The organism is Pseudomonas sp. ZL2 (assembly GCF_054788455.1).
On the sequence record NZ_JBGOGX010000053.1, the window covers coordinates 24,385 to 36,346 of the forward strand.

14 protein-coding genes and 1 pseudogene are annotated in these 11,962 nt (G+C 60.8%); 11 read left to right on the forward strand and 4 right to left on the reverse strand.

Features of this window, described 5'->3' with window-relative positions; translation table 11 throughout:
* Positions 1 to 5: 5 nt before the first annotated feature.
* Entirely contained in the window at positions 6 to 770 is a 765-nt protein-coding gene (locus tag ABM562_RS24320; RefSeq protein ID WP_115085639.1) for an ABC transporter ATP-binding protein, read from the forward strand.
* 3 nt (positions 771 to 773) lie between these two features.
* Here ABM562_RS24320 and ABM562_RS24325 read toward each other — a convergent pair whose 3' ends face one another.
* Both ABM562_RS24325 and dcd read right to left on the reverse strand, forming a co-directional pair.
* On the reverse strand, positions 774 to 1,007 hold the full coding sequence (locus ABM562_RS24325) for a hypothetical protein (RefSeq protein ID WP_134061543.1): 234 nt from the start codon (positions 1,005 to 1,007) through the stop codon (positions 774 to 776).
* Positions 1,008 to 1,106: 99 nt separating this feature from the next.
* Positions 1,107 to 1,673 (reverse strand): dCTP deaminase, encoded by a 567-nt coding sequence (dcd, locus tag ABM562_RS24330; protein ID WP_115085637.1) that lies wholly within the window; start codon positions 1,671 to 1,673, stop codon positions 1,107 to 1,109.
* A gap of 352 nt (positions 1,674 to 2,025) precedes the next feature.
* On the opposite strand from dcd, the gene ABM562_RS24335 reads away from it, so the two are divergent.
* Positions 2,026 to 2,235 carry a cold-shock protein gene (locus tag ABM562_RS24335; RefSeq protein ID WP_010221054.1) on the forward strand — a complete coding sequence of 70 codons (210 nt, stop codon included), beginning with the start codon at positions 2,026 to 2,028 and terminating at the stop codon, positions 2,233 to 2,235.
* A gap of 162 nt (positions 2,236 to 2,397) precedes the next feature.
* On the opposite strand, the gene apbC is transcribed toward ABM562_RS24335, so the two are convergent.
* Positions 2,398 to 3,492: an iron-sulfur cluster carrier protein ApbC gene (gene apbC, locus ABM562_RS24340; protein ID WP_115085636.1), complete on the reverse strand. Its 1,095-nt coding sequence runs from the start codon at positions 3,490 to 3,492 to the stop codon at positions 2,398 to 2,400.
* 156 nt (positions 3,493 to 3,648) lie between these two features.
* Between apbC and metG the strand changes: the two genes are divergently transcribed.
* From metG to ABM562_RS24380, 8 genes and pseudogenes are all read left to right on the forward strand, one after another.
* Positions 3,649 to 5,688, forward strand: a complete 2,040-nt coding sequence (gene metG / locus ABM562_RS24345) for a methionine--tRNA ligase (RefSeq protein WP_115085635.1) — start codon at positions 3,649 to 3,651, stop codon at positions 5,686 to 5,688.
* Between the two features lie 90 nt (positions 5,689 to 5,778).
* Complete coding sequence (locus tag ABM562_RS24350; RefSeq protein ID WP_460423611.1) at positions 5,779 to 6,360, forward strand: Rnf-Nqr domain containing protein; 582 nt, start codon at positions 5,779 to 5,781, stop codon at positions 6,358 to 6,360.
* Positions 6,357 to 7,193 (forward strand): annotated as a pseudogene (gene rsxB / locus ABM562_RS24355) (electron transport complex subunit RsxB); the annotation flags it as partial. The gene ABM562_RS24350 and the pseudogene rsxB, both read left to right, overlap by 4 nt.
* Before the next feature lie 4 nt (positions 7,194 to 7,197).
* Positions 7,198 to 8,178 carry an RnfABCDGE type electron transport complex subunit D gene (locus tag ABM562_RS24360; RefSeq protein WP_460423613.1) on the forward strand — a complete coding sequence of 327 codons (981 nt, stop codon included), beginning with the start codon at positions 7,198 to 7,200 and terminating at the stop codon, positions 8,176 to 8,178.
* Positions 8,175 to 8,792, forward strand: coding sequence for an RnfABCDGE type electron transport complex subunit G (locus ABM562_RS24365; RefSeq protein WP_134061538.1), 618 nt, complete (start codon positions 8,175 to 8,177; stop codon positions 8,790 to 8,792). Before ABM562_RS24360 ends, ABM562_RS24365 begins: the two co-directional genes overlap by 4 nt.
* Positions 8,785 to 9,309, forward strand: coding sequence for an Rnf-Nqr domain containing protein (locus ABM562_RS24370; protein WP_115085630.1), 525 nt, complete (start codon positions 8,785 to 8,787; stop codon positions 9,307 to 9,309). The genes ABM562_RS24365 and ABM562_RS24370 overlap by 8 nt, the downstream gene beginning before the upstream one ends.
* A 4-nt stretch (positions 9,310 to 9,313) precedes the next feature.
* Entirely contained in the window at positions 9,314 to 9,952 is a 639-nt protein-coding gene (nth, locus tag ABM562_RS24375) for an endonuclease III (RefSeq protein WP_115085629.1), read from the forward strand.
* Positions 9,953 to 10,057: 105 nt separating this feature from the next.
* Positions 10,058 to 10,240: a PA3496 family putative envelope integrity protein gene (locus ABM562_RS24380; RefSeq protein WP_115085628.1), complete on the forward strand. Its 183-nt coding sequence runs from the start codon at positions 10,058 to 10,060 to the stop codon at positions 10,238 to 10,240.
* 61 nt (positions 10,241 to 10,301) lie between these two features.
* Here the strand turns inward: ABM562_RS24380 and ABM562_RS24385 are convergent, their stop codons facing one another.
* Positions 10,302 to 10,928, reverse strand: a complete 627-nt coding sequence (locus tag ABM562_RS24385; protein WP_115085627.1) for a response regulator transcription factor — start codon at positions 10,926 to 10,928, stop codon at positions 10,302 to 10,304.
* 439 nt (positions 10,929 to 11,367) lie between these two features.
* Between ABM562_RS24385 and ABM562_RS24390 the strand changes: the two genes are divergently transcribed.
* Positions 11,368 to 11,919 (forward strand): hypothetical protein, encoded by a 552-nt coding sequence (locus tag ABM562_RS24390; RefSeq protein WP_415842479.1) that lies wholly within the window; start codon positions 11,368 to 11,370, stop codon positions 11,917 to 11,919.
* The last annotated feature ends 43 nt before the right edge of the window (positions 11,920 to 11,962 follow it).

The following is an 11,962-nucleotide window of genomic DNA, read 5'->3' on the forward strand; positions in this document are numbered from 1 at the left end:
TGCGCATGTACAAACTGACCATCGAAGACCTGCACAAACGCTACGGCGAGCACCATGTGCTCAAGGGCGTTTCGCTCAAAGCGAAGACCGGCGACGTGATCTGCCTGATCGGCGCCAGCGGCTCGGGCAAGAGTACCTTCCTGCGTTGCATCAACTTCCTCGAGCAACCCAACGAAGGCAGCATGACCCTCGACGGCAAGCCGGTGCACATGACCCAGGACCATCATGGCCTGCATGTCACCGACCCGGACGAACTGCAGCGCCTGCGCACACGCCTGGCCATGGTGTTCCAGCACTTCAACCTGTGGAGCCACCTGAGCGTGCTGGACAACATTGCCATGGCGCCGCGGCGGGTGTTGGGGGTGAGCAAGCACGAAGCCGAAGAACGCGCCCGGCGCTACCTGGACAAGGTCGGCCTGGCGCCACGGGTGGCGGATCAGTACCCGGCATTCCTCTCCGGCGGCCAGCAACAACGGGTGGCGATCGCCCGGGCACTGGCGATGGAACCTGAAGTCATGCTGTTCGATGAGCCGACCTCGGCCCTCGACCCGGAGCTGGTCGGCGAAGTGCTGCGGGTGATTCAGGGGCTGGCCGAAGAAGGCCGGACCATGATCATGGTTACCCACGAAATGGCCTTCGCGCGCAAAGTGGCGAGCCAGGTGATGTTCCTCCACCAGGGCCTGGTGGAGGAACAAGGGCCGCCGGAAGAGGTGCTGGGCAATCCGAAGAGCGAACGCCTGCGTCAGTTCTTGAGCGGCAACCTCAAGTAGGGCTCAGGCGACGGGTGCCGGCGGTGGCTCGTCCGGCAAGGTCGGCTCACCGGGTTCCATCGGCGGATTATCGCCTGGTTGCGGCGAGTCCGGAGTGTCTGGATCAGGCTGACCGGGCACGCCGCCTGCCTGCACGATGTGCGGGTGCGGATGAGCCAGCAACGACCAGGCCAACACCCCAACGCTGTTGGGTTGCAGCACGGCCAGCTTGGCACTGATGGTCGGGTCGAGTTTCATGGGCTGCTCCTGGTTGACGTCCGCCTGGCGTGGTGCCGGACGGAACGGTTCAACTCTTTGGAGTCTGCCGGCGGCGAGGAATTCCCTCGTTTTGTCGCCTCAGGTGCGTGGCAGGGTGACGCCGCGCTGGCCCTGGTACTTGCCGCCACGGTCCTTATAGGACACTTCGCATTCTTCATCGGACTCGAGGAAGAGCATCTGCGCCACGCCTTCGTTGGCGTAGATCTTTGCCGGCAGTGTGGTGGTGTTGGAGAACTCCAGGGTCACGTGACCTTCCCACTCAGGCTCGAGCGGGGTGACGTTGACGATGATGCCGCAACGGGCATAGGTGCTCTTGCCCAGGCAGATGGTCAGCACGTTACGCGGGATACGGAAGTATTCGACGGTACGGGCCAGGGCGAACGAGTTCGGCGGGATGATGCAGACGTCGCTCTTGACGTCGACGAAGCTGCCGGCGTCGAAATTCTTCGGATCGACGGTCGCCGAGTTGATGTTGGTGAACACCTTGAACTCGTCGGCGCAGCGCACGTCGTAGCCGTAGCTGGAGACGCCGAAGGAGATCAGCCGATTATCGCTCTCACCGCGCATCTGGCGCTCGACGAACGGCTCGATCATGCCGTGCTCCTGCGCCATGCGGCGAATCCACTTGTCCGATTTGATGCTCATGGCGGGGGTGTCCTGAAATTGCGTGGTGAAAAAATTCTGTGCGGCATCTTACCGGGCCCGGCGCCGGGTTCAAAGTTCCATGCTGCATCAACCGTCGGATCCACGTATGACGGGGCCTGCACGGGGGCCCCAGGCACCGTCAGTCATGAATTATGAGAAAGCATCACAAGACCATTGGCACGTTCTGGAAAAAGGGTTAAGGTGACGCCACTGTGCTGCACGTGTCACTGAGAATATCTACCTGATGCAAGATTTCGATCAACCCATCTTCATGAATTTTCTGCCTCTTTGCACTCAGTCTCGGCCAGGGCGTTTCCTGAGTCGTAGTTAACTTTGTCCAAGGAGACAGACCATGTCCAATCGCCAAACCGGTACCGTTAAGTGGTTCAACGATGAAAAAGGCTTCGGCTTCATCACCCCACAATCCGGTGACGACCTGTTCGTACACTTCAAAGCCATCAAGGCTGACGGCTTCAAGAGCCTGAAAGAAGGCCAAGCGGTCTCTTTCATCGCTACCCGCGGTCAGAAAGGCATGCAGGCTGAAGAAGTAGAAGTTATCTAACTTCCGCTTTACAGCTTGAAGAAAGCCCCGCCCTTAACAGGTGGGGCTTTTTTTATGCCCTGATTTTAGGCTGCCTGGTGGCCCATCGCTGGCAAGCCAGCTCCCACAAGGTCCAGTGCATGCAGAACCTGTGGGAGCTGGCTTGCCAGCGATAGCATCACCTCAATCTTCGCTGATAGTGATATTCGGCATCGCCGGTGCCGCCGCTTCCTGCAACACGATCCGCGCCCCCACCTGGCGGGCCAGCTCCTGGTAAACCATGGCAATCTGGCTTTCCGGCTCGGCAATCGCCGTCGGCTTGCCGCTGTCGGCCTGCTCACGGATCAGCATCGACAAAGGCAACGATGCCAACAGCTCGACACCGTACTGGGCCGCCAGCTTCTCGCCACCGCCTTCGCCGAACAGATGCTCGGCATGGCCGCAGTTCGAGCAGATGTGCACGGCCATGTTCTCGACCACACCCAGCACCGGAATGTTGACCTTGCGGAACATCTCCACGCCCTTCTTGGCATCGAGCAACGCCAGGTCCTGCGGCGTGGTGACGATGACCGAACCGGCCACCGGGACTTTCTGCGCCAGGGTCAGCTGGATGTCGCCAGTGCCCGGCGGCATGTCGATCACCAGGTAGTCGAGGTCGTCCCAGGCGGTCTGGGTTACCAGCTGCAGCAGTGCCCCGGAGACCATCGGCCCGCGCCAGACCATCGGCGTGTTGTCGTCGGTCAGAAACGCCATGGACATGACCTCGACACCATGGGCCTTGAGCGGCACGAACCACTTCTGCTCGCGGATCTGCGGCCGTGTACCTTCGGCGATACCGAACATCACGCCCTGGCTCGGGCCATAGATGTCGGCATCGAGAATCCCCACCCGCGCACCTTCACGGGCCAGGGCCAGGGCCAGGTTGGCGGCGGTGGTCGACTTGCCGACACCGCCCTTGCCCGAGGCTACGGCGATGATGTTCTTGACGTTGGCCAGGCCCGGAATCTGCGCCTGGGCCTTGTGCGCGGCGATGACGCAGTTGATCTCGACCCGCGCCGAGGCAACCCCGTCGATACCTTCGACGGCCGTTTGCAGAACTTGCGCCCAACCGTTCTTGAACAGGTCGGCGGCATAGCCCAGTTGCAGTTGCACGCTGACGCGATCGCCCTGGATATCGATGGCCTGGACACAGCCGGCGCTGACCGGGTCCTGGTTCAGGTAAGGGTCGGTGTACTGGCGAAGAACGGCTTCGACGGCTGCGCGAGTGACGGCACTCATGGAGACTCCCGTGATAAAGACTGAGCAAAACAGACCACTATGCTAACCCGCCATACATCCTCAGATACGTCCATGGGGTGAAATATATTTCCCGGCGTTTTATAGTGGCCGATCACCGTTTCATCTCAAGTAGCCGAAAAAAGTAGCCGAGCCCCCATGTCCGAGCCACGTCAGATTCTCGTCACCAGCGCCCTGCCCTATGCCAATGGTTCCATTCACCTTGGCCATATGCTCGAGTACATCCAGACAGACATGTGGGTGCGCTTCCAGAAGCTTCGCGGCAACCAGTGCATTTATGTCTGCGCTGACGACGCCCACGGTTCGGCCATCATGCTGCGCGCCGAGAAGGAAGGCATCACTCCTGAACAGCTGATTGCCGCCGTCCAGGCCGAGCACAGCGGGGATTTCGCCGATTTCCTGGTCGATTTCGACAACTTCCACTCGACCCACGCCGAAGAAAACCGCGAGCTGTCGAGCCAGATCTATCTCAAGCTGCGTGACGCCGGGCACATTGCCACCCGTTCGATCACCCAGTACTTCGACCCGGACAAGAAAATGTTCCTGGCCGACCGCTTCATCAAGGGCACCTGCCCCAAGTGCGCCGCTGAAGACCAGTACGGCGACAATTGCGAAAAATGCGGCGCCACCTATGCGCCGACCGAGCTGAAGAACCCCAAGTCGGCGATCTCCGGCGCCACCCCGGTGCTCAAGGACTCGCAGCACTTCTTCTTCAAGCTGCCCGACTTCCAGGCCATGCTCCAGCAGTGGACCCGCAGCGGCACACTGCAGGACGCGGTTGCCAACAAGATCGCCGAATGGCTGGATGCCGGCCTGCAGGAATGGGATATCTCCCGTGACGCGCCGTACTTCGGCTTCGAGATCCCCGACGAGCCGGGCAAGTACTTCTACGTCTGGCTGGACGCACCGATCGGCTACATGGCCAGCTTCAAGAACCTCTGCGCACGCCGCCCGGAGCTGGACTTCGATGCGTTCTGGAACAAGGACTCGAAAGCCGAGCTGTACCACTTCATCGGCAAGGACATCGTCAACTTCCACGCCCTGTTCTGGCCAGCCATGCTCGAAGGCGCCGGCTACCGCAAGCCGACCGGCATCAACGTGCACGGCTACCTGACCGTCAACGGCTCGAAGATGTCCAAGTCGCGCGGCACCTTCATCAAGGCCCGCACCTACCTGGATCACCTGGCGCCGGAATACCTGCGCTACTACTACGCCTCCAAGCTGGGCCGCGGCGTCGACGACCTCGACCTGAACCTGGAAGACTTCATCCAGAAGGTCAACTCCGACCTGGTTGGCAAGGTGGTCAACATTGCCAGCCGTTGCGCCGGCTTCATCCACAAGGGCAACGACGGCGTAATGGTTGACGGCGACGCCGCGCCTGAGCTGACCGAAGCTTTCCTCGCCGCCGCGCCGGGCATTGCGGAAGCCTACGAAGGCCGCGACTTCGCCCGGGCCATGCGCGAAATCATGGGCCTGGCCGACCGCGCCAACGCCTGGATTGCCGACAAGGCGCCATGGTCGCTGGCCAAGCAGGAAGGCAAGCAGGACGAAGTCCAGGCGATCTGCGCCCAGGGCATCAACCTGTTCCGCCAGCTGGTGATCTTCCTCAAGCCGGTGCTGCCAGTGCTGGCCACCGACGCCGAGGCGTTCCTCAACGTCGCCCCGCTGACCTGGGCCGACCATCAGACCCGCCTGAGCAACCACCAGCTCAACCCGTTCAAGGCGCTGATGAGCCGTATCGACCCGGCCAAGGTCGAAGCCATGACCGCTGCCTCCAAGGAAGACCTGGCGGCCAGCCAGACCAGCGTTGTCACCGGCAATGGTGAACTGACCAAGGACCCGCTGTCGGCCGAGATCGACTTCGACACCTTCGCCGCCGTCGACCTGCGGGTTGCCCTGATCCTCAAGGCCGAAGCCGTGGAAGGCGCCGACAAGCTGTTGCGCCTGACCCTGGATATCGGCGACGAGCAGCGCAACGTGTTCTCCGGCATCAAGTCGGCCTACCCGGACCCGGCCAAGCTCGAAGGTCGCCTGACCATGATGATCGCCAACCTCAAGCCACGCAAAATGCGTTTCGGCGTCTCCGAAGGCATGGTCATGGCCGCCGGCCCTGGCGGCGAAGAGATCTACCTGCTCAGCCCTGACAGCGGCGCCAAGCCGGGCCAACGCATCAAGTAAGGCTCTCGCCCCGGCTGATTGTGGCCGGGGCGTTCTCATCCTCGCGTCATTGCCGGATAATGGCGGACAGCCTCAGCATTCGGCCCCCTCATGAGCGAATTCTTCCTGGCCCTGGTCAGCGCCGCGCTGATCAACAACCTGGTCCTGCACCAGGGGCTGGCCATCGACCCACTGCCACGCAGCAGTACCGATCAGTATCGGCGTCAGGTGCATGCGCTGGGGCTGGCGACTTTGCTGTTGCTGGTTTTGACCGTCGGGATCGGGCAACTGATTTATCGCTTGGCGTTGTTGCCCCTGGCGCTTGAGTACCTGCGCCTGTTCGTGTTCCTGGCGCTGAGCGTGCTGCTGATCTCACCACTGCTCAAACTGCTGACACACCTGCTACCGGCCCTGCCGTTCGATGACCTGCTGCCACTGCTGCTGGCCAACATGGCACTGCTAGGCTTGAGCCTGCAGGTCAGTGAAGGCGGCTATGGCATCGCGCAAACCCTGGGCTGGAGCCTGGGGGGCGGCCTGGGTTTCTGGCTGGCCCTGAGCCTGTTCGCCGACCTGCGCCAGCGCAGCGACAACGACGACGTCCCCATGGCTTTTCGCGGCCTGCCGATCGAGCTGATCGGCGCCGGCGTAATGGCCATGGCGTTTCTCGGTTTCAACGGATTATTCAACCCATGAGCCTGATTCAACGCATCGACGCCCTGCTGCCGCAGACCCAATGCGGCAAATGTGGCCACCCGGGTTGCCGGCCTTACGCCGAAGGCCTGGCGGCGGGCGAAGCGATCAACAAATGCCCGCCTGGGGGCCGCGAAACCATCGCCGCCCTGGCCCGGCTACTGGATGTGCCGGTGATCGAACTTGATCACGAGCGCGGCCATGCACCGGCGCAGGTCGCCTATATTCGCGAAGCCGAATGCATTGGCTGCACCAAATGCATCCAGGCCTGCCCGGTGGACGCCATCATCGGCGCGGCCAAGCTGATGCACACCGTGATCAGCGCCGAATGCACGGGCTGCGACCTGTGCGTGGCGCCCTGCCCGGTTGACTGCATTGACCTGCTGCCGCTCACCGCCAGCAGCAACGTCGTGCCAATTGTCGGCGGCCTGGCCCGGGACGCCGAAGCGCTTGCAGCCCGCGGCCACAAGCGCAACCATGCCCGGCGGCGCTTTGAGCAGCGCAACCAGCGCCTGCAGCGCGAAGAAGCACGCAAGCAGGCCGAACGCCTGGCTCGCAGCCAGCGTGCGGCCAACGCCACCGCCGCCACCTCGAGCGCGGTTGTCGACGACCCGATCAAGGCCGCCATCGAACGCGTCAAGGTGCAAAAGGCCGCTGCCGCCGATGCCGCCCTCAAGCAGGCGAAAATCGCCGCTGCCATGAGCCGGGCGCAACTGAACAAGGCCAGGGCTGCCTTTGGCGATGTACCTAGCGAGGCCCAGCAAGCACAACTGGCTGAACTTGAGAGCGAAGCGCAACTGGCCCAGACACGCCTGCAAGCGCTACAACCGGCAGCCGGCGATGGCCGCGGCTGATAACCGCGAGCGCCTGCGCAGCACCATGGCCCTGGTGCTGCTGGCCTGTGCACCAGGGTTGCTGACCTTATTGTGGCTGCACGGCTGGGGGCTGCTGCTGAATCTGCTGCTGTGCGTCAGTGCCGCGTTGGCAAGCGAAGCGATGCTACTGAAACTGCAACAACGGCCGAGCCTGCCCGCACTGAACGACGGCAGCGCCCTGGTCACTGCCGTCCTGCTGACGGCAGCACTGCCCGCCTACGCCCCCTGGTGGCTGCCAATGATTGCCGCCAGCAGCGCCATTGCCCTGGGCAAACAACTCTACGGCGGTGTCGGCAAGAATCTGTTCAACCCGGCAATGGTTGGCTATGCGCTGGTGTTGTTGGCGTTTCCACAGCATATGACCCAGTGGCCGGTCACTCAGGTGCTTGGACTGACAGACACGCTGCAGCAGGTATTCGGCCTTGGTTCCGGCAGCCAGCCGGATGCCTGGGCGCAAGCCACGGTACTGGACGGCCTGCGCAACAACCGCAGCCTGACCATGGATGAGCTGTTCGCCAGTCATCCGGGCTTCGGGCGCTTGGGTGGCCGGGGCAGCGAAGCGGTCAACCTGGCCTTTTTGCTCGGCGGCCTGCTGCTGTTGCAGCGCAAGGTCATCAGCTGGCACGCCCCGGTCGGCCTGCTGGCCAGCCTGATGCTGATCAGCCTGGTGTGCTGGAACGGCTCGGGCTCGGACTCCAACGGCTCGCCGCTGCTGCATCTGCTGTCCGGCTCTACCATGCTGGCAGCGTTTTTCATCGTCACCGAGCCGATATCAGGGCCGAAAAGCCCAAGGGCCAAGCTGCTGTTTGGCATCGGCGCGGGCTTGCTCATCTACCTGATCCGGACCTGGGGCAGCTATCCCGACGGCGCCGCGTTCGCGGTATTGTTGATGAATCTATGCGTTCCGACGCTGGAGCGCTGGGCAGAGCGTGGGCAGACGCAATGAACACCTCATCGATACGCACCGCGCTGCTGTTATTGACGCTCATCGTGCTGGCCGTAGGCGGCACGGTACTCTGGCAGCAGTTCACCGCCCCGCGCATCACTGAAGCCGAGCAACAGCTCAAAGCCCAGCGCTGGCTGAGCGTGCTGCCAGAACAGCATTACGACAACCAGCCGCTGCAACACCCCCTGCGCCTGGGGGCCGCCACCCTGGATCACAGCCGCCTGCTCGCAGGCTATCTGGCGACCCTGAAGGGCCAGCCCCGCGCGGTCGTGCTGCATAGTCAAACCCAGGGCTACGGCGGCCCGCTCGACCTGCTGATTGCCATTGACGAGGGCGGTCGCCTGATCGGCGTCAAGGTGTTGCAGCAACAGGAAACCCCAGGCCTGGGCGGCAAGCTGGTTGAGCCCGGCAACACCTGGCTGCAGGGTTTTGTCGGCAGCAGCCGGCAAAGCACTGCCGATACAGCCTGGGCGCTCAAGCGAGATAGCGGCCAGTTCGATCAACTGGCCGGCGCTACCGTCACCTCACGCGCAGTCATTCAGGCTACCCACGATGCCCTGCGCTATTTCGACGAGCACCGTCAGCAGCTTCTCGCTGGAGCCGCCGATGAATAGACCATGGCTCGCCGCCGTAAGCCTGGCACCCTTGCTGGGAGCTACCCAGACGTTGCTGCAGGCCAGTGCCATTGCGCTGTGCAGCCTGCTGGTCATCGGCCTGCACCGGCTGTGCATGACACCGCTGCGCAAGGTGCTGGACGGTAGCGCCAAGCTTTTCGCCAGCGTGCTGCTGGCAGCCTTGCTGGTCACCTGTCTGGAACTGGGCCTGCGCGCCTGGGCCCTGCCGCTGTCGCTGGCACTGGCCCCCTATCCGGCATTGATCGCCGTACAATGCCTGCTGTTCGAGTTTGCCCTGGGTAACAATGCCCGCTGGCGTACTGCTGCGATGACGTTGGCAGGATTCGCCTCGCTGTGCATTGCCATGGGGCTCACGCGACAGTTGCTGGGCGAATTTGCCAATCTGCGCCTGGCAAGCCTGTTGCCGGGTGCGCTAATGCTTCTGGGCCTGTTACTGGCCTTGTATAACCGGGTTCGCCAGAGGCGGGCCCCTTCACGTCGTCAAGGAAAGCTTTGACCCCATGAATGCCGCCAAACGCCTGGAAATCTTTCGCAGGCTGCACGAAGACAACCCCGAGCCGAAAACCGAGCTGGCCTACACCAATCCTTTCGAACTGCTGATTGCGGTAATCCTCTCGGCCCAGGCCACCGATGTCAGCGTGAACAAGGCCACGGCCAAACTGTATCCGGTCGCCAATACCCCGGAAGCGATCTACGCCCTGGGCGTTGAAGGCCTGTCCGAATACATCAAGACCATCGGCCTGTACAACAGCAAGGCGAAAAACGTCATCGAAACCTGTCGCCTGCTGGTCGAGCAGCATGGCAGCCAGGTGCCGGAAACCCGTGAAGCGCTGGAAGCCCTGCCCGGAGTTGGCCGCAAGACCGCCAACGTGGTGCTGAACACTGCGTTTCGGCAAATGGCCATGGCCGTCGACACGCATATCTTCCGGGTCAGCAACCGCACCGGCATAGCCCCGGGCAAGACTGTTCTGGAGGTCGAAAAGGCCTTGATGAAGTTCGTGCCCAAGGCTTACCTGCTGGACGCTCACCACTGGCTGATCCTGCATGGCCGCTATGTGTGCCAGGCACGCAAGCCCCGCTGTGGAAGTTGCCGCATCGAAGATTTGTGCGAGTACAAGCAGAAAACCTCGGACGATTGAGCGGATAGTGAAAACACTGCCCAGTCGATTGAAAAAATCTTTTTTACCCGCTCAGAAATTCTCGCTATAAGGTGCGCCAATGGCCCTCTTGGCTTGGAGTGACTTATGAGCACCGATAAAGAAGACCTGGATGTAGAGGTAGTAGACGACATCGGCACTGAAGATGCAGATGACGAGCCCCAGGTTGAAGTGGCGAAAACCAACCTGAGCAAACGCCGCACCATCGATAACCTGCTGGAAGAGCGGCGCTTGCAGAAGCAATTGGCCGATTACGACTTCGACCTCTGACGGATCGACGTCTATTAATCAAAAAGCCTCCTTGCTGGAGGCTTTGTTGTTTCTGGGTGTATCAAACCAGACCGTTGCGCTGGGCCAGTTCGATCAGGTCAACCAGCGAGCGTGCATTGAGCTTGAGCAGCAAACGCGTCTTGTAAGTGCTGACCGTCTTGTTGCTGAGGAACATGCCATCGGCGATCTCCTTGTTGGTCTTGCCCCGCGCCAGTTGCTGCAGGACCATCATTTCCCGCCCCGACAAGCGCTCGACCATATCAGCCTCGCTTGAGCCACCGAGGTTCGACCGTACCGAATGCAGCGCCTGGTTCGGGAAATAGCTGTAGCCGGAAAGCACCGCCTTTATGGCACTGAGCAACTCGGTGAGATCCTGTTGCTTACAGACATACCCGGCTGCCCCTGCCTGCATGCAGCGCATGGAAAAATGCCCGGGTGCCTGGGACGTCAGCACCAGTACCTTGATACCGGCATTATTGGCGGTCAACCTGGCGATGACCTCCAGGCCATCAAGCTTGGGGATGCCGATATCCAGAATGACGATGTCCGGGCCATGCTCCCGCGCCAGCTGCAACGCGTCCACGCCGTTATCCGTCTCCGCAATGACTTCATAACCATGCCGCTCCATCAACATGCGTACAGCCAGGCGAATGACCGGATGATCATCCACGATCAGGACTTTATTCATGGGCAAATCCAATTGTTCGCTGTTCTATTTTTTGAGTCCGCACAATAGCCTAGTTACATGACATATTGTATTGCGCCATTAACCAGCAATTGCATACAAGGACACTGCCTACAGCCTTAAAAGAATTATCCTACAAAGCACCTAAATAACGACACTTTGCAAAATAGCATTGGAGCACACGCACAACGCCTCCAACACTTATTGGATAAAGGTAGCACCAGATATAGAAACCACCTATGAAACTTAGCTTAATTACCTGAAGGAAATGTCCTATAGGCTTGTTTGATAAAAACAAAATCCCCCAGCAACGAAATACCGCCCTACGTAACCCGGGATATATTGCCAAGCCGTGAAATGCGCCACGCTGTCCGAATACCGTCGGACATGCTAAACCCTGCTCTCACACCGCAGTGCAATCGCTGAACGCAAGGGGAGCTGTATGAGTAAAGCCGAGCCGAAAAGCCCACTGACGATCATTGCCATTTTCGCGGGCATCATCGAAGCGTCGGCACTGGCCTCTTTGCCATTTCTGGGCGAGGATAGCCAGAGTACCTACACTTGGTTCCTGGTGGGATTCCCGTTCTTCCTCACGGTGTTGTTCTTTCTTACCTTGAACTTCAACTATAAATCCCTTTACTCACCCGACATTAGCGAGCCGGCGCCCGGCACAATCACCGGCCCTGCTCCGGTGGTCAGGCCCATGTATATACCCGCCTTGCCTGAAACATCCGCAACCGAGGATCTCCGCGCAAGTTCAGCGAGCATACAAGCTGAAACAATTAACGCAACGCACATGCTTCCGGATATTTCCGAGCAAAGTACAGTGATCATCACCCTGCGCGGGCCTGCAGCAACTCACCTGATGAAATACTTTGCCCTACAGGCACTCCAACCCTCGCGGCTGCCGTGTAATAAATGGATTCTGTACAACCTCGACACCGGGGCGCAAACCACTCTGCAGACTCAATCATCGAGCGAAACCCAGCCTTGAGTGCAACCTGCAGCTGAAAAAAACCCCGGCAAGCCGGGGTTCT

Bases quoted from the DNA above. Each gene is read 5' to 3' on its own strand.
- ABM562_RS24370 (WP_115085630.1), top strand. From the start codon at position 8,785: ATGAATAGACCATGGCTCGCCGCCGTAAGCCTGGCACCCTTGCTGGGA.
- dcd (WP_115085637.1), bottom strand. From the start codon at position 1,673: ATGAGCATCAAATCGGACAAGTGGATTCGCCGCATGGCGCAGGAGCAC.
- apbC (WP_115085636.1), bottom strand. From the start codon at position 3,492: ATGAGTGCCGTCACTCGCGCAGCCGTCGAAGCCGTTCTTCGCCAGTAC.
- ABM562_RS24350 (WP_460423611.1), top strand. From the start codon at position 5,779: ATGAGCGAATTCTTCCTGGCCCTGGTCAGCGCCGCGCTGATCAACAAC.
- ABM562_RS24325 (WP_134061543.1), bottom strand. From the start codon at position 1,007: ATGAAACTCGACCCGACCATCAGTGCCAAGCTGGCCGTGCTGCAACCC.
- ABM562_RS24385 (WP_115085627.1), bottom strand. From the start codon at position 10,928: ATGAATAAAGTCCTGATCGTGGATGATCATCCGGTCATTCGCCTGGCT.
- ABM562_RS24390 (WP_415842479.1), top strand. From the start codon at position 11,368: ATGAGTAAAGCCGAGCCGAAAAGCCCACTGACGATCATTGCCATTTTC.
- ABM562_RS24365 (WP_134061538.1), top strand. From the start codon at position 8,175: ATGAACACCTCATCGATACGCACCGCGCTGCTGTTATTGACGCTCATC.
- ABM562_RS24380 (WP_115085628.1), top strand. From the start codon at position 10,058: ATGAGCACCGATAAAGAAGACCTGGATGTAGAGGTAGTAGACGACATC.
- ABM562_RS24360 (WP_460423613.1), top strand. From the start codon at position 7,198: ATGGCCGCGGCTGATAACCGCGAGCGCCTGCGCAGCACCATGGCCCTG.
- metG (WP_115085635.1), top strand. From the start codon at position 3,649: ATGTCCGAGCCACGTCAGATTCTCGTCACCAGCGCCCTGCCCTATGCC.
- nth (WP_115085629.1), top strand. From the start codon at position 9,314: ATGAATGCCGCCAAACGCCTGGAAATCTTTCGCAGGCTGCACGAAGAC.
- ABM562_RS24320 (WP_115085639.1), top strand. From the start codon at position 6: ATGTACAAACTGACCATCGAAGACCTGCACAAACGCTACGGCGAGCAC.
- ABM562_RS24335 (WP_010221054.1), top strand. From the start codon at position 2,026: ATGTCCAATCGCCAAACCGGTACCGTTAAGTGGTTCAACGATGAAAAA.